Annotated in this window: 17 protein-coding genes; 10 read left to right on the top strand and 7 right to left on the bottom strand. The window is 50.3% G+C overall.

All coding sequences use genetic code 11. The features are described 5' to 3' along the window. Positions 1-417: 417 nt before the first annotated feature. Together JIG40_RS04625 and JIG40_RS04620 are read right to left on the bottom strand one after the other, a co-directional pair. Complete coding sequence (locus JIG40_RS04625) at positions 418-906, bottom strand: hypothetical protein (protein WP_199464862.1); 489 nt, start codon at positions 904-906, stop codon at positions 418-420. Beyond that, positions 903-1,781 (bottom strand): winged helix-turn-helix domain-containing protein, encoded by an 879-nt coding sequence (locus tag JIG40_RS04620; RefSeq protein WP_199464861.1) that lies wholly within the window; start codon positions 1,779-1,781, stop codon positions 903-905. The genes JIG40_RS04625 and JIG40_RS04620 overlap by 4 nt, the downstream gene beginning before the upstream one ends. 396 nt (positions 1,782-2,177) lie before the next feature. Here JIG40_RS04620 and JIG40_RS04615 point away from each other — a divergent pair, with 396 nt between their 5' ends. Further along, positions 2,178-2,714, top strand: a complete 537-nt coding sequence (locus JIG40_RS04615) for an outer membrane beta-barrel protein (protein ID WP_199464860.1) — start codon at positions 2,178-2,180, stop codon at positions 2,712-2,714. Positions 2,715-2,750: 36 nt separating this feature from the next. Next, positions 2,751-3,293, top strand: coding sequence for a hypothetical protein (locus JIG40_RS04610; RefSeq protein ID WP_038128102.1), 543 nt, complete (start codon positions 2,751-2,753; stop codon positions 3,291-3,293). A 22-nt stretch (positions 3,294-3,315) separates the two neighbouring features. Here the strand turns inward: JIG40_RS04610 and rrtA are convergent, their stop codons facing one another. Next, positions 3,316-3,873 (bottom strand): rhombosortase, encoded by a 558-nt coding sequence (gene rrtA, locus JIG40_RS04605; protein ID WP_199464859.1) that lies wholly within the window; start codon positions 3,871-3,873, stop codon positions 3,316-3,318. A gap of 3 nt (positions 3,874-3,876) precedes the next feature. Between rrtA and JIG40_RS04600 the strand changes: the two genes are divergently transcribed. Then, a complete protein-coding gene (locus tag JIG40_RS04600) occupies positions 3,877-4,488 on the top strand; it encodes a DTW domain-containing protein (protein WP_024373249.1) in 612 nt (203 codons plus the stop codon). A 15-nt stretch (positions 4,489-4,503) separates the two neighbouring features. Here JIG40_RS04600 and JIG40_RS04595 read toward each other — a convergent pair whose 3' ends face one another. The 3 genes from JIG40_RS04595 to JIG40_RS04585 form a co-directional block, all read right to left on the bottom strand. Further along, positions 4,504-5,832 (bottom strand): anti-phage deoxyguanosine triphosphatase, encoded by a 1,329-nt coding sequence (locus JIG40_RS04595; RefSeq protein WP_020329907.1) that lies wholly within the window; start codon positions 5,830-5,832, stop codon positions 4,504-4,506. Between the two features lie 85 nt (positions 5,833-5,917). Then, complete coding sequence (yfbR, locus tag JIG40_RS04590) at positions 5,918-6,502, bottom strand: 5'-deoxynucleotidase (RefSeq protein WP_024373248.1); 585 nt, start codon at positions 6,500-6,502, stop codon at positions 5,918-5,920. 96 nt (positions 6,503-6,598) lie between these two features. After that, positions 6,599-7,813, bottom strand: a complete 1,215-nt coding sequence (locus JIG40_RS04585) for a pyridoxal phosphate-dependent aminotransferase (RefSeq protein WP_020329910.1) — start codon at positions 7,811-7,813, stop codon at positions 6,599-6,601. 225 nt (positions 7,814-8,038) lie between these two features. Here JIG40_RS04585 and JIG40_RS04580 point away from each other — a divergent pair, with 225 nt between their 5' ends. The 7 genes from JIG40_RS04580 (at position 8,039) to JIG40_RS04550 (ending at position 15,512) form a co-directional block, all read left to right on the top strand. Further along, a complete protein-coding gene (locus JIG40_RS04580; RefSeq protein ID WP_055452623.1) occupies positions 8,039-9,346 on the top strand; it encodes an isochorismate synthase MenF in 1,308 nt (435 codons plus the stop codon). Further along, on the top strand, positions 9,343-11,055 hold the full coding sequence (gene menD / locus JIG40_RS04575; RefSeq protein ID WP_199464858.1) for a 2-succinyl-5-enolpyruvyl-6-hydroxy-3-cyclohexene-1-carboxylic-acid synthase: 1,713 nt from the start codon (positions 9,343-9,345) through the stop codon (positions 11,053-11,055). The genes JIG40_RS04580 and menD overlap by 4 nt, the downstream gene beginning before the upstream one ends. Then, positions 11,045-11,881 (top strand): 2-succinyl-6-hydroxy-2,4-cyclohexadiene-1-carboxylate synthase, encoded by an 837-nt coding sequence (gene menH, locus JIG40_RS04570; RefSeq protein ID WP_199464857.1) that lies wholly within the window; start codon positions 11,045-11,047, stop codon positions 11,879-11,881. Before menD ends, menH begins: the two co-directional genes overlap by 11 nt. Next, entirely contained in the window at positions 11,874-12,740 is an 867-nt protein-coding gene (menB, locus tag JIG40_RS04565) for a 1,4-dihydroxy-2-naphthoyl-CoA synthase (protein ID WP_061056286.1), read from the top strand. The genes menH and menB overlap by 8 nt, the downstream gene beginning before the upstream one ends. A 135-nt stretch (positions 12,741-12,875) precedes the next feature. Beyond that, a complete protein-coding gene (gene menC / locus JIG40_RS04560) occupies positions 12,876-13,871 on the top strand; it encodes an o-succinylbenzoate synthase (protein ID WP_199464856.1) in 996 nt (331 codons plus the stop codon). Next, positions 13,868-15,259, top strand: a complete 1,392-nt coding sequence (menE, locus tag JIG40_RS04555; protein WP_206769327.1) for an o-succinylbenzoate--CoA ligase — start codon at positions 13,868-13,870, stop codon at positions 15,257-15,259. The genes menC and menE overlap by 4 nt, the downstream gene beginning before the upstream one ends. 73 nt (positions 15,260-15,332) lie before the next feature. Then, entirely contained in the window at positions 15,333-15,512 is a 180-nt protein-coding gene (locus JIG40_RS04550; protein WP_158125219.1) for a hypothetical protein, read from the top strand. Here the strand turns inward: JIG40_RS04550 and JIG40_RS04545 are convergent. Beyond that, positions 15,472-16,395, bottom strand: coding sequence for a putative sulfate exporter family transporter (locus tag JIG40_RS04545; protein WP_199464854.1), 924 nt, complete (start codon positions 16,393-16,395; stop codon positions 15,472-15,474). The genes JIG40_RS04550 and JIG40_RS04545 overlap by 41 nt on opposite strands. Positions 16,396-16,448: the final 53 nt, after the last annotated feature.

The raw sequence follows: 16,448 nt of genomic DNA, 5'->3' as shown, positions 1-16,448 counted from the left end.
CTGTGTGAGGCTATACATAAAGAAAAAATCGATCGATACATTCGCCATTCTGGTTACACTTGAATCGGAACGTGCCGTCCATATGAACTGGTCTTAACCTGCAATGATCGTAAGATAGACGGCAATGCTGATTGACAGTGATGAATGTTCTCACAAGCTCCGTGAGTATGTTGATCTCAGTAGGTCCAAGTGAGGAGCGTTCAGTTTCTGCTAGTAAGGTAACATAGGTTATCCAGAATAAATGAAGGTAATAATAGCCTGGAAGGTGATGATAATGGATAGCCAGAATAGAACAGATAAAATAATTCCTAGTCTCATAGTCATATCTCTTTTGTGCATTTATTCGAAAGATAGTGTTAGACAAAAGAGATAAGAAATAATTAATATTAATAATCGTTATTTCCGAAGCCTAGCTAATTACTCCATGCATCGAACAATGATTTTATCCACATCGTAGTAGCAGAAGTATTTATCAGCCAGCAAATATTGGTATCTTCTTTCTTTGTAGATATCGACACCTAAAAAAGATTTTTGTATCTGACTGACAATAGGTGAAGATGAAGCAATAAACACAACTGGCTTGTTAATTTGTTCAACTTCTTCAATTTTTTTGGTCTTGGAGAAAAGTATTCCATCTTTAATGTAAATGTCACCATTGATAGAAAATGAGCTATATTGTTTTTTATTGTAAATGTCGGAAATATTTACGATGGATGTGTATTTTTCTTCTTTAGACAAAAAGTCGACATTGGTTTTTAACTCAATTCTATCTTCATTATTCATGATGATGACTTCATTTCTTTTATAGTATCCATCAACAGGTAACTCACTTCTTCTGTTTATTGAAATGAATGCAATAATAAGAATAAAAAAAAGCAATGTGTTAATTATTTTTAAGTGTTTCATAGATTACACCCGCGGATTTTCAGCTCTTGAACAATTTCATCTAGGTCATTACCAGAGTAGGAGACCAAAGATTCTTGCCTTAAGCAGTCAATAACGACCCTGTTTCCTATAGAGTTGATAAATAAAACATGTTTATTTTGTTGAAGAGCCTGTTTGATCATTTTATCCAAGCTGCTAAATGCGATTTCTTTGGTATCAGAGCCCTGCTGGTTGGAGACTAGTTTAGAAAACAACGTGGTGTCGTTATTTGGTAATACAGCAATATAACTATTAGTTTGAACAATGTTGACGGGTGATGTTTCAATATGATTGTTGCTTTGCAATACAAACAGCACGAGAAGAATCAGATTAACAACCAAAAGAGGATAACCGATGAATTGAGATGTTAACTGTTGGAGGCGCACCGATGGGAAAGGAGACTTTTTATTGATGACCTGTGCGGCCTCGGCCATACTTTCTGTTTCTGTTTCTGTTTCTGTTTCTGTTTCTGTTTCTGTTTCTGTTTCTGTTTCTGTTTCTGTTTCTGTTTCTGTTTCTGTTTCTGTTTCTGTTTCTGCTTCTGAAAGCAGAATTTTAGGGTCTACAACAACGTATCCCTTATTTTTTTCATTGATGATGATATCCAGCTGAGTGTGATTTTTTAGGATCTTTCTAAGGTTAGCAATAGAGACTGGGACTGAGTTTTTCGAGACCAGTTTTCCTGGCCATCCAATTGATGCGAGGTTCTCTTTACTATAGTACTCACCTTTGTGATTTAGCAGGTGAGCGAGTATCGCTGATTCAGCATAGGAACATTTATATCTCACTTGATCGACAGCAATAAAATAGCTCCCTCCTTCCTCACTAAAGTCAATATATATGTAGTTGCTAGTCATTCTATGCTTGTCTCTCACTTTCGCATGGCGATACGAAACCATAGTACTACAAACCGTCTTGATGACAAATTGAGTGACGCTAACTCAAATATGAAGGTCTTCTTTATCCACTCTACTTGTTTTTGAAACTACAAATTAATTATCTATTTAACAGGTTGATTTTTAAGTAAATTATAATTATTAATTTTAATTAGAATACCTTTTCTAGTGATGGCGTTAAGGTTTCATCACTGATACGGAATGATGGTTAGAAGCTATTGATACGTCGCCAAATCAGCATTAACTAAGTTTTTTGTGTTCACAGTGAGAGCTATGGATAGAGGCGTGACGGTAAAGAACTTGAATGAAAACACAGTTTAAGAGCTTTGAGCTTTTACCAATAGATAAGGTATAAAAATGATGAAATTTACTTTGATCACTGTAACTCTTGCGACTCTACTATCAGGAGCGGCACAAGCAGAACAAGTTGACTTCGATGGTTTGAGCGTTGGCGCTTCAGTGGTCGGGCAAGCATACAACGATACGAGCGATCACAATCGCGATGATGATACAACCCAGTTTACAGGCTACGGCATTCAGTTTGACTACAGTATGAACAAGATTCTTGGTATCACGGGTGGTTACACGAACACTAGCTCGGATGATTGGGGATTGGATCTAAAAACAGAACGTTTCTACACAGGGGCTAATATTGGTTACCGTTTTGAAGGCGAACAATGGGCCGTTAAACCGTTTGGCACAATCGGATTTAATACTATCGAAGCCAAGGTTAAAGATTTCTCCGTGAACAAAACATTCAACAAACCTTATTTAGGGGTGGGTGTGTCACTGATGTACAAACAGCTTTTTGCAACACTGGCGACTGATGCAACGAAATTGGATAGTGATGTTGTTTTTGTAGAGTCTCGTCTGACTTTAGGTTATCGCTTCTAAGTATTAATCTGTTTAAATAAGAAAAGGGTTTGAAAGATGAAAATGCTGGATATTTTTCTATTGGTGTTTTCATCTTCCGCCAACAATGAAGGCAATTTTTATTTTACGGAAAATCAGATTGGCATTTACCTTATGTTAATAATACCGACCATAATAATGATCGCACTCTTGTTTTATAAAGTGGGTTCATCTGTTAATTATCGAAAAAATACACGCATTAGAACCGAAAAAGCAGAAGCCTATCAAATGGTAAAAATATATGTATCTCGAATGGAAAAACTGATGCAGGCTTATGAAATGGAAAGAACCAAACTTCAGGAAGCGAATGTCATGCTTAATGCTGCTCATTTTCGTATCGCGTGCTTAAAGTCTGTATTGGCAAATCATCAAGAGACGACCTCCTTTAATTTCTTTGAGGATGTGACTACCCGAGAAGTGCTTAAAAAGCGTTACAAGTTACTCAGTGCTGCTTATCATCCAGACAAGGGAGGCAACCTTGCCGTTATTAAGTTGATTAATCAGCAATATAAAGCGGCTGCTCTTTTGCACATGGCATCGTGTAATCGCTTCTCTTCTTAAACATCACCCTTAGGTATTCTCATCACTGACTTATAAGGCGATTGCAGCCGCATAGTTTGAGTGTCAGTGCGAGGAGTCCTCCGCCAATCACACCCGCCAAATGTGCTTCGGTCGCCACACGTGCATGAATCAGTTGCTCAGTCCCCATCGAGCTGCCAATCGCTTGTTCCCACACCACTTTCGCCACCACGCCAAGCACCAACAGCCAACTGCTGCGACGGCCTTGCAGCGCCTCTTGCAGGGCAAAGAAAGCAAACAGAGCGTGTAAGGTGCCGGAAAGACCCACGTAGATGCGCATGTCGGTAAGCAGCACGCAGAGTCCAATCCACACGCTGAGTGAGAGCAATAGAATCAGCAACGTACGCGCCGCTGGTTTAAAGATAAAACTGATGATCCACAACCCGGCGAGGTTCATGCCTAAGTGGGCAAAGTTGGTGTGGGTGAAATTTCCTGTTAGGATGCGCCACCATTGGCCGTGTTGAATGCCGCTGAGCTGCCACGCACTCCAACCGGCGAGCGGCTCGAATTGCAGCCCGAAACAAACGATACTGACTAAAAATAGCCACAGGTAAAGATTCACAGTATGTCCCGTTATTGTTCAGAGTGTGGAAAAGCACGCAAAGCCTGCATTTGTGATGCGATTGTGCCGTTAAGTTCGCGAGTGGAGCTTATCATCCTTCAACACCCAACAGAAGAACACCGCCCGATGGGAACGGCGCGCATTCTGAGCCTGTCGCTCCCCAACAGCCGCTTGCTGGTGGGGGAAGATTTTCGTCAGCACGAGGAACTGAACCGCCTGTTGGCCGATGAAAACGCGCAACATTTCGTGTTGTACCCCAGTGAGCAGTCGCAATCCTCGGCCGAGTTTGAGCCCGAAGCAGGGAAAACGCTGCGCGTGATTCTGCTGGATGGGACGTGGAAAAAAGCGTTCAAAATGTGGCAGGTGAATACGCAGTTGCATGCGTTGCCCTCGCTGCACTTACCCAAAGATCTCACCGGCAATTACCGCATCCGAAAAGCGCCGAGTGACAATGCGCTCTCAACCGTCGAAGCGGGTTATCATCTGTTGCAAAGTTTGCAGCCAGAGAGTGATTTTTCGCCGCTGATGAACACTTTTGACGCCATGATCGAGTATCAGATTCAACATATGCCGCCGGGCGTGTTTGAGCGCAACTACCTCAATAAAGACCAATAATCGCGCTCACTCCACTTAGTAATGCACATGCGCGGAGAACAGTTGCTGATGCAAACGCTGGGCGTAAGCATCGGTCATCGCCGCGATGTAATCACAAATGACTCGCATGCCATCGCCGGATGCATGTTCCGCCGCTTGCCATTTCTCGCGGGTCGCCTGTGGCAGTAAGCGCTCCGGATCGGCAGCCAGGGCTTCAAACAAATCCATAATGATCTGCTGGCCCTTGTATTCAAAGCGCTGTACTTGCGGCACCTGAATGACATACTGATTGACGAAGTTCTTGAGAATCTCCAGCGCATCGGCCATGTTCGGTTCCAAATAGGCGTTAAATGCCAGCAGATCACTGTCGAACGGCGCATCCACCGGACGTACGCTGATACTGGTCAACAGCGCATTGACGATGCCCCCGATGGCGTCTTTGCGCACATGGTGCTGGCCGGAAAACAGCATTCCACTCAGCTCATCAATGTGTTCGGCAAACCAACATTCACCGCTGTTGGCGAGCAGGTTCGCGGCCGCTTGCTGCCATTGCGTCTGCGTGACCATACCCAACACTATTGCATCTTCCAGATCGTGCACCCCGTAGGCAATGTCATCCGCCAGCTCCATGATCGAGCAGTCGAGCGATTTAAAGCGGGTTTTCTGGTGCTTATACGGCGTTTCCGCTTCGCCGCGCATCTGGCTCAGCAGCGCGCGATCGTTCGGGGTGAGCGGCGCTAAGACCCACTCAAACATTTGGCGGTCACAATCATACACGCCTTTGGCTGGCGACCAGTCTTTGGCTTTGAGCTGACGCTGATGCGGCACCGACTCGGGTATTTTCTCGGCGCGGGTCTGACTCAACAGCGCCGGGTATTTCAACAAGCCCAGCAGCGTGCGGCGCGACAGGTTCATGCCGTGATGCTCGGTGTACGGCTCTAAACAAGTGACGATACGAAACGTCTGGGCATTGCCTTCAAAGCCGCCGTGTTCACGCATCATGTAGTTCAGCGCGATTTCGCCCCCGTGACCATAAGGTGGGTGACCGATGTCGTGCGCCAGACACAAAGAATCAATCAGGCTGTCTGAAGGCATCAGGTCGCGAAATTCCGGCTGCTTGAGTTTGATTTGCGCCACGATGCCGGTACCGATTTGGGCGGCTTCAAGGGAGTGGGTTAGGCGAGTGCGGTGGAAATCGTTAAGGCTGGTGCCGTGTACCTGAGTTTTGGCCTGCAGACGGCGGAATGCCGCAGAGTGTAGGATGCGTGCGCGGTCGCGTTGAAACGGACTGCGGTGATCGTTGCGGCGAATTTTGTGTTCGTCGTTGTTGCGTTCTTGCCAGTCTGGACTGATGGATACCTGCATACACTGCTCCCGTTCCATTTCCGTGCTGTCTGGAACGCCAGACAGCTTAAGGATACTCGACCATTTTTATAAAACTTACAGCGACTTAACTGATTTCGTCCAGTGTTAATTCAAAGCTTGGCGCAAAGGTTTCCAGAAAATAGGCCATTTCCGGTGTATGGCGCTCTTGCAGCGTCACATCGAGGCGTTTTTTTGCCAGCGCAAATTCGTGATTGCCGGCGCTGAGTTCTTCCAGACATTTGAGGTAAGCACAGATGCAGTCGGCTTGTTTGACGATGGCCGCATCTTCTTCATACGCCGCTTCGTGAACCAGAAATGGCGCGAAATCTTGCTGAAATTCTTCCGGCAACATCGATAATAAACGGCGCTCAGCCGCGGCTTCAATTTTCTTATATTCTTTGGCGATATCCGGATTGTAGTATTTCACCGGGGTCGGTAAGTCTCCGGTCAATACTTCACTGGAGTCGTGGTACATGGCAAGAATGGCAATGCGTTCCGGGTTCAGTGTGCCGCCAAACTTTTTGTTTTTGATCACCGCCAGTGCGTGGGCGACAAATGCCACCTGCAAGCTGTGTTCAGAGATATTTTCTTTGGAGACAGAGCGCATCAGCGGCCAGCGCTGGATCAGCTTCATGCGGGCGAGATGGGCAAAAAAATGGCTTTCTTTCATAACTCTCGGCAATCCTCATCTAAAAATCAGGCTCTCTTCTAGTGTATAAAAGAGAGCCTGAATAGCCTAACTGATCACCGGAAGTCGATGAAAGTGTTATTGACTGTAGGTGCTGAGGAATCGTTCAAAGCGGCTGATGGCGATTTCCAGATCTTCCACGTGTGGCAGGGTCACAATACGGAAGTGGTCTGGTTTCGGCCAGTTGAAGCCACTGCCTTGAACCAGAAGCACTTTTTCCTGAACCAGGAAGTCGAACACCATCTTCTGGTCATCTTTAATACTGTATTTTTTGGTATCAATTTTCGGGAACAGATACATCGCGCCTTTTGGCTTCACGCATGATACACCCGGAATCTGGTTAATCATTTCCCATGCACGGTCACGTTGCTCGAGCAGACGACCGCCCGGTAGGATCAGTTCATTAATACTCTGGTAGCCGCCCAGCGCTGTCTGGATGGCATGTTGCATCGGCACGTTGGCACACAGACGCATAGAGGCCAGAATATCCAGACCCGCGATGTAACCTTGCGCCTGATGTTTCGGACCAGTCAGGAACATCCAGCCGCCACGGAAACCGCACACGCGGTAGGCTTTCGACAAGCCGTTAAACGTCATCACCAATACATCTTCGGTCAGGGTCGCGACTGAAATATGCGTTGCACCGTCGTACAACACTTTGTCGTAGATTTCATCGGCGAAAATGATCAGCTTGTGCTGACGCGCTACTTCAATCACTTCCAGCAGAAAATCACGGCTGTACACTGCACCTGTCGGGTTGTTCGGGTTAATCAGTACGATGCCGCGGGTTTTCGGGGTGATCTTTTTCTTGATGTCATCAATGTCCGGATACCAGTCCGCTTGCTCGTCACACAGGTAGTGCACGGCTTTACCGCCTGACAGTGCAACGGCTGCTGTCCACAGTGGGTAGTCCGGAGCCGGAACCAGCATTTCATCGCCATTGTTCAGCAGGGCTTGCATCGCCATCACGATCAGTTCAGACACGCCGTTACCCACGTACACGTCTTCCACATCCAGAGAGCGGATGCCTTTTTTCTGATAGTGCTGAACGACAGCTTTACGTGCCGAGTAGATACCTTTGGAATCACAATAACCTTGTGATGTTGGCAGGTTACGGATCACGTCGACCAGAATTTCGTCCGGGGCGTCGAAACCAAATGGGGCCGGGTTGCCGATATTGAGCTTTAGTATTTTATGCCCTTCTTCTTCCATGCGTTTAGCATGTTTAAGTACTGGTCCTCTAATGTCGTAGCAGACATTATCGAGTTTTGACGACATCCCGATATTTTGCATTGCGTTACCCCAGAAAATAATTGAATTTCTTTATTAAAGTACAACAGATTGCCTTTTTTTAGAATATAAATCTAGTGATGAAAGGGTTTATAGAGAGGAAAAAATGAGGTCCCCTGATGGTGGTCAGGAAAAGCACGCAAAAGATGGGGTATAACCTTGATTTACGTGGGTTCTCTCAATAGAGTAGCTACAGTTACATCGAATCTCAGTTTAGTCGAGGTCGCTTTGTCGAACTTTCATCAAGCCATTGCTCGGTTGATAGAGCAAATTAACGACGCGAGGGATAACGACGTTCGTTTCACCCAAGAGTTGGCAGAGAAGCCACCATTCGCGTTCATCGATTGGCTTGAAGCCCAACCGGTTTTCCCGAAATTCTATTGGCAGTCCCGTGATACCCGTGAAGAGGTGGTCGCATTGGGGCAGCTTTACACATTCTCCGATCCTGCGCCGGCGTACACCATTTTGGGTGACGATCAACGCGTGTGGGGCGGGCGTTCATTTGATGGTCAGACAGACAAAAACCGCCGCTGCATGTCGTCGTTTTTCTTTCTGCCTCAGGTGGAGCTTATCCGTTTTGACACGACATGGAAGCTGGCAGCCAACGTCAGTCACGAACGTCACCGTACGCTCGCCACGCTGAATAAGCTGCTGACGGACGTGGCGCCACTGCGCGTAATGAACTGTGAGGTGACCAACGTGCAGCATGTCCCGACCGAATCAGGTTGGGCGACGCTGGTGGAACAGGTATTGGATGGCATTGAGCACAACGACTTTAAGAAAGTGGTGTTGGCGCGTCAGACAAAGTTGTCGCTCGATCGCCCGATCAGCGCCGCGCAACTGCTCAAAGCCAGCTACGAACAGAATCACCACAGTTTTCACTTTCTGTTGGCGTTGGATACCAAACATAGCTTTATGGGTTCCACGCCGGAGCGGCTTTATTTCCGTCAAGGGCAAGAGCTACAAACGGAAGCGTTGGCAGGCACCATCGGTCGTGGTCACAATGCGACGCAGGATATGGAACTGGCAAACTGGCTGACTCAGGACAGTAAAAACCTCAACGAAAACCAGTATGTGGTGGACGACATTGTTGAGCGTTTAACGCCTTACTCAGAAGCGGTAACGGTGGAGCAGGAGGCGCATTTGGTTCGCCTGCGCAAAGTGCAGCATCTGAAACGCCGTATTCATGCGCAGCTTGCAACAGGCATCAATGGCGTGCAGCTGTTGAGTGCACTTCAGCCGACCGCGGCGGTGGCGGGTTTGCCACGCAAAGCAGCATTCGATTTTATCACTCAGCACGAGCCGTTCGCTCGTGGCTGGTATGCAGGTTCTATGGGTTATTTCAGTCATCAACAAGCGGAATTCTGCGTTGCGATTCGCAGCGCCTTAGTGCTGGAAAAAGAAGTCCAGCTGTTTGCCGGTGCCGGCATTGTACCGGGCTCGGTGGCCGAGCATGAATGGCAGGAGCTGGACAAGAAAATGTCGACACTGCTGAGTCTCATCACTGACCGCCTGCCGTTGGGCGTGGCCTCATGAGTCAGGATCAAGCGGTATTGAACCGCATCTGGTGTCAGACACTGCTGGAAGAGATGACTCGATTTGGCGTGAGCGAGGTGTGTATTGCGCCGGGCTCGCGTTCAACGCCTTTAACGCTGGAAGCGGCAGCCAATCACAACCTGACGCTGCACACGCACTACGACGAACGCGGCCTGGGTTTTATGGCGCTCGGTATGGCGAAGGCGAGCGGCAAACCGGTGGCGGTGATCGTGACCTCGGGCACCGCGGTTGCCAACTTACTGCCTGCGATTGCTGAATCGCGCCTGACGGGCGAGAAACTCATCGTTCTGACTGCTGACCGCCCGGTTGAACTGGTCGGTTGCGGCGCCAATCAGGCGATCAATCAAATTGGCATTTACTCTTCGCACGTGACGCAGGCGGTGAATCTGCCCAGCCCGAATGTGCGTTTGCCACTGAACTGGCTGCTGACTACGGTCGATGAGGCGCTCAGTCAACAAGCGCAGCATGGTGGCACGGTGCAGTTTAACTGTCCGTTCCCTGAACCGCTTTATTCGGCCAACGATGCCAGCCTGTATCAGGATTATCTGGCCAGTGTAAGCCACTGGCAGCAATCGAATCAGCCGTACAGTGAACGCCGATTCAGCGATGCGCACGCTTTTCCGGAAGACGCGCAAATGCTCAGCCGTAAAGGCTTGGTGATCGTCGGGTCAGTGCGTCTGGCTGAAGCCAAAGCCGCGCAGCAGTTTGCAGAGAAGCTCGGCTGGCCGCTACTGTGTGACCCGCAATCGGGCATCAGCAGTGAGTGGGCGCATTTTGATTTGTGGCTGCAAAACAGCGCCGCGAAAGCCTTATTGGATGAGTGTGAACAGGTAGTGCAGTTTGGTTCGCGCATTGTTTCAAAGCGCCTCAATCACTGGCTGGAACAACATGTGCGCCGCAGCAATGCGCATTACTGCTATGTTTCGCCAGCGCCGGATCGCAACAATCAGTCGCATCTGCCCCAGCAGCATTGGGTGTGTGATATTCCCGACTGGATTGAAACCAAACTGAGTAAGTGGAGTGCGCTCAGCGCCACTCATGCAGGCTGGGCGGATGAACTCAAACGCTACGCTGATAGCACCGCGGAACTCGCCAAACTGCATTTAAGCAATGAACCGATGACGGAAATCGCGCTGGCGCTCGATCTGACTGAACGTGCGCGTCACGCCGCACTGTTTGTCGGAAACAGTTTGATTGTGCGTCTGGTCGATATGTTCAGCGCGGTCGACGGGCGGGAAGTGTTTTCCAACCGCGGCGCGTCCGGTATTGATGGCCTGGTGGCCACCGCGGCCGGCGTGCAACGTGCCATTAACCAGCCAATGCTGATGCTGATGGGCGATACTTCACTTCTGTATGACATGAACTCACTCGCATTGGTGCGCAGCACGCCGCAGCCGCTGGTGATTGTGGTCGCTAATAACGATGGCGGCGCCATTTTTGATCTGCTGCCCGTTCCGGCGCAACAACGTGAAGCGCTGTATCAGATGCCGCATGGCATGCAGTTCGAACACGCCGCAGCCCAATTTGGGTTGCGTTACGCACGACCGGAAACGTTGGCCGCCTATCAGAGCCTGGTGGATGACCATCTCGCGCAGGGCAATGGAACTTTGTTGCTGGAGATCACCACGCCGCCTCAGCAAGCCGCGCAGCAAATCAAACAACTGATGCCGCAGATTCATGCTTTGTAGCCGCGCGTCATTTTCTCACTTTTCATCACGTAAACAGCGTGCAGATGTGCCAGTGTTGGTGTTTCTGCACGGCTTACTCGGCAACGGCGACGACTGGCAGTCAGTGTTGAATGCATTGCCAGATTGGGATTGGATTACGCTTGATCTGCCCGGACACGGCGATAGCCAAGAACAAACCTGTCACGATTTTGCCGACTGCTGCCAGCAAATCACCGCTGCCGTTCTTTCTCATGTTCCACCGCAAACTCCAATCTGGCTAGTGGGCTATTCGCTGGGTGGTCGTCTCGCCATGACTGGCGCAGCGAGCGGCGCATTTGCTGCGCTCAACGTGCAGGGATTCATCATCGAAGGTGGAAACTTTGGCCTACAATCGACAGTCGAACGAGAAGCACGCTGGCACAACGACAGCCACTGGGCAGCCCGTTTTCGCTCAGAGCCGATTGAACAGGTATTGAGCGATTGGTATCAGCAAGCGGTATTTAGTTCACTAAACCATGAGCAAAGACAAACCTTAATCACAAAGCGAAGTGCTAATCTTGGGCACGCCGTGGCAAATATGCTGTTATCCACTTCTCTGGCCACACAGCCGTATTTGTTGCCAACCCTGAAGCAATTGCAGACCCCTGTCTGGTATGTGTGCGGTGCGAAGGATGAAAAATTTCGTCAGCTTGCTGAGCACAGCGGGCTGAACTATCGTCAGGTCGAAGATGCCGGGCACAATGTTCACCATGAACAGCCCACCGCCTTCGCCCGGATTATTCAAGATTTAATACACACGCCCAGTTTGCGGGCGGGTGACAACAACAATGGGAATCACCATGGCTAAAACAGTAGGCATTTCAGAAGAAGAACTTTACGCTCCGGTCAACTGGCAAGACTGCGGCGGCAGTTACGAAGATATTCACTATCACAAATCGGAAGATGGTATTGCGAAAATCACCATTGCGCGCCCGCAGGTTCGCAACGCTTTTCGTCCGCAGACCGTCAAAGAGATGATCCATGCACTGGCAGATGCACGTTATGACGAAGGCGTCGGCGTGATCATTCTGACCGGCCTCGGTGAAGATGCTTTCTGTTCTGGTGGTGACCAGAAAATTCGTGGCGATTACGGCGGTTACAAAGACGAAACTGGTACTCACCACCTTAACGTGCTCGACTTCCAACGCCAAATCCGTACGTGTCCGAAACCGGTCATCGCCTCGGTTGCTGGCTGGGCGGTCGGCGGCGGCCACGTCCTGCATATGATGTGTGACCTGACGATTGCCGCAGAAAATGCGCAGTTTGGTCAGACGGGTCCTAAAGTTGGTTCGTTTGATGGAGGCTGGGGCGCTTCTTACATGGCGCGTATCGTTGGCCAGAAAAAAGCGCGTGAAATCTGGTTCCTGTGCCGTTTCTACGACGCGAAAGAAGCGTTGGATATGGGCCTGGTGAACACGGTGGTGCCACTAGAAGAGCTGGAGAAAGAGACCGTGCGCTGGTGCCGTGAAGTGCTGCAACACAGCCCAATGGCGCTGCGCTGCTTGAAAGCGGCCTTGAACGCGGACTGTGATGGTCAGGCTGGCCTGCAAGAACTGGCGGGTAATGCCACTATGCTGTTCTATATGACTGACGAAGGTCAGGAAGGGCGTAACGCGTTCAACGAGAAACGCAGACCGGACTTCAACAAGTTCCCTCGTAACCCATAATCATGAAGAGCGGCCCGGTTGTCTGGTGCCGCTCTTTGTTTAAAAGTATTCCGAGCCCAATCAATCCAAATTGACCACTAATGTGGTGACTTTGACCGGAAGGGCATTTCAGTAACAAGCAGAGTTAAGTTAGATATGCGCAGTGCAAAACTGTATCGCTACCGCTTGCCAATGGATAGCGGCGTCATTCTTCGTGATGAGAAGATGACGGAACGTGAAGGCTTTATCGTTGAACTTCAGGAAAATGGCAATATTGGGCGTGGTGAAGTCGCGCCGCTAAAAGGTTTTAGTCTCGAATCGCTCGATGAAGCGGGAGCGCTGGCGAAAGAACAGCTTGAGCTGTGGGTTCAAGGTCAGGCATTGGACTACGATGCGCTGTTCCCATCGGTGGCTTTTGGCGTCTCGATGGCGGAATTGGAGCTGGCGGGTGAATTGCCGGAGCAGGGCCAGTATCAGGCTGCTCCGCTGTGTACCGGCGACCCGGATGAACTGATCCCGCAACTTAACGCGATGCCGGGACAGAAAGTGGCGAAAGTCAAAGTCGGCCTGTATGAGCCGATTCGTGACGGCATGCTGGTCAATCTGTTCTTAGAATCGATGCCGGATCTTTACCTGCGTCTCGATGCCAATCGCGCCTGGAGTAAAGAGAAAGCCGCTAAGTTCGCGCAATATATCGCGCCGTCACTGCGCGGCCGAATCGCGTTTCTGGAAGAGCCGTGCCAGTCACCGAGTGACAGTCTGGCGTTTGCGATTGATACCGGCATTGCCATTGCGTGGGATGAAACCCTGCAACATGCGGTGCGCAGCCAAGAGTTCCGTTTGGAAGATTTGATTGGGGTGAAAACCATCGTCATCAAGCCGACCCTGATAGGCTCAGTGTCGCGCTGTCTGACATTGATTGAGAAATCCAAAGCGCTTGGCCTGCAAGCGATCATCAGCTCCAGTATTGAATCGAGCCTCGGTCTGACTCAACTGGCGCGTTTCTCACACTGGCAACTGCCGAATGAGATTCCGGGTCTGGATACCATCGGTCTGTTTAAAGCGCAGCTGGAAACGCCGTGGCCGCAGTGCGAATTGCCGCTGCAAACCTTGAGCGAACAAAGCCTGCTGTGGCAATCGGAGTCAGCATGACCCCGTGGCAACACTGGCAGCAGCGCCACCCAGAGCGGGTGGCGCTTTGTCTTGAAGAGGGCACGCTCACTTGGCGTGAACTCAACCACCATGTGCAGCAATACGCCAATGCGATTGTCGAGAGTGGTCTTAAGCACTCCGATGTGCTGACGCTGGTGGGGAAAAATCATCCGCAAACCCTGTTTTGGCTGCTGGGTGCAATGCAGCTTGGCGTGGTGTGCGCGCTGACCATGCCACAACCAGCGGCGCAGCTGCGCAGTAAATTGTCGGCGCTGTATCGTGATGAGCAACGTGCCAATGTTTGGCTCGCGCTAAGCGCGGGGCTGACGTTGGATGAGTTGGGTGAGGTGAATGCGTTGTCACTGCCTTCCAGCCCGTCGACCCATGCCGGGAGCGCCTACTACAGGGATAATCTCGCGACGCTTATTTTTACCTCCGGTTCCACCGGCATACCCAAAGCGGTCGCGCATACTCATGCGCAGCATTTAGCTTCCGCACAGGGGCTACTGGCCGAATTTAAATTTCAATCCGATGACACCTGGCTGCTCAGTTTGCCGCTCTATCATGTCTCGGGGCTGGCGATTATTTATCGCTGGCTGGCGGCGGGGGCGTGCCTCAAAATTGGTGGTGGCCAATTGGCGCAGGATATTGAAGGGGTCACGCACGCGTCGCTGGTGCCCACTCAACTGAAACGATTACTCGATAGCGGGCAGAAGCTGACGCTGACACACGTGTTGCTCGGTGGTAGCCATATCCCCCTGACGCTGGCGCAGCAAGCCGCCGCACTCGGCATTGAAACCTGGCTCGGCTATGGCATGACCGAGGCGGCATCAACAGTGACCGCGAAACAGGTCGATGGTCAAGCGGGCGCCGGGCACGTTCTCGCGCATCGCGCGGTACGTGTCGAAGACCAGCGCATTTACATTGCTGGCGATACCCTTGCCAGCGGCTACTATCGTAAGGGTCTCTTACATCCCTTTACCGACGATCAAGGCTGGTTTGACAGTAAAGATCTCGGCTACTTTGACCAGGACCAATTGGTGATCATTGGCCGTGCCGATAACCTGTTTATCTCCGGCGGCGAGAACATTCACTGTGAAGAGATTGAGAGTGTGCTCAATCGTCATCCGCATGTGCAGCTAGCGATGGTCGTGCCGGTCGAAGATGATGAGTTTGGCGCTCGTCCGGTGGCAGTGGTGCAAAGCAGCGCGCCGTTTAGCGATGAGCTAGGCAATGAATGGTGCGAAGGGCAACTGGAGAAGTTTAAGTGGCCGGTGGCGTATTTTGATATGCCCGATGCGCTGACGGAAAGCGGTATTAAAGTGTCGCGCCAGGCTCTCAAACAGTGGCTGGCGAACCATCAAACACGCTTTCGGGTTATGAGTTAGTCCAAAACAGAATTTTGCTTCTTATAACTGCTTGGCATAATAGTCCTAAGATTTAAACCGCTTAGGACTATCGATGATGAAGAAAGGACTGCTTATTGCCACGATTGTGCTGCAACTTGTGCTTGCGCTGACGCTGACAGGTTGGCCGCGTAATGTTGCTGAGCTGAGTGCGTTTCTGCTGGTTATCGCGTTTGCCTGGAATGCTAAACAGCCTAGCGGGTCAGTAACCAACTCAGAGACGTCGTCGATATAAGTACCCACAATACCACCCCAAACAGCAGCGGCTTTGGGCCGGACGCTTTCAGACGCGCCACCGAAATGCTGCAACCAATCAGAAACAGACACACCACCAATGCCTGCTTGGCGACGCTGAAGATCAACTGATACTGCGTATCAAACTGTGGCAGCGCATCGCTAAAACCAATTGCGGCACAATAAAACACAATGAAGTAGGGAATCGTGATTTTCTTGGAGTGGCTGCGAAACATCCATGCACTGACCAGCGCCACCGGAACTATCCATAATGCTCGCGCCAGTTTGAGTGTGGTTGCGGTTTTCAGCGCTTCCTCACCGTAGGCTGAAGCCGCACCCACCACCGATGAGGTATCGTGGATCGCAATCGCTGCCCAGGTACCGAAGGTATGTTGATCCAGATTGAGCGCGTGGCCGATCAGCGGAAACAGAAACAGCGCCACCGAATTGAGCACAAACACCGTACCAAGAGCCAACGCGGTCTGATCGTCATCGGCATTGATGGCCGGTGCAACCGCAGCGATGGCGCTACCGCCGCAAATTGCAGTACCGGATGCAATCAAGTGCCCGGCGGTGCGGTTGAGACCCATCGTTTTAGCGATCAACGTGCCGAAAATCAAAGTGCCTGTGATGGTTGCCAGAATCAAGCCGATACCCTGGCCCGTTATTGCCAGCGCTTCCTGTAGCGGAATGCCAAAACCTAAACCGACAATGGAATACGCCAACAACTTCTTGGTGATTTTGCCGATCGGTAACTGCGTTGGCACCCAACCTAATGTGGCGAGGAAAAAGCCCAGTACCAGTGCGGTCGGTGAAGAAATAAAAGGCGTCAGGCAAGCACCGAGAGCCAGAGCAAACGGAATGTGTTTGGCTTGAAAATTCATGATGTTGTGGCGGTTTGATCGTTATTCGGAGTCGGGGGCAGTCATTGTAGCCT

The organism is Vibrio sp. bablab_jr001, from assembly GCF_016464285.1.
GTDB classification, from domain to species: domain Bacteria; phylum Pseudomonadota; class Gammaproteobacteria; order Enterobacterales; family Vibrionaceae; genus Vibrio; species Vibrio fluvialis.
Note: the sequence above shows the minus strand (reverse complement) of the source record. Positions and strands in the feature narration are given on the sequence as shown.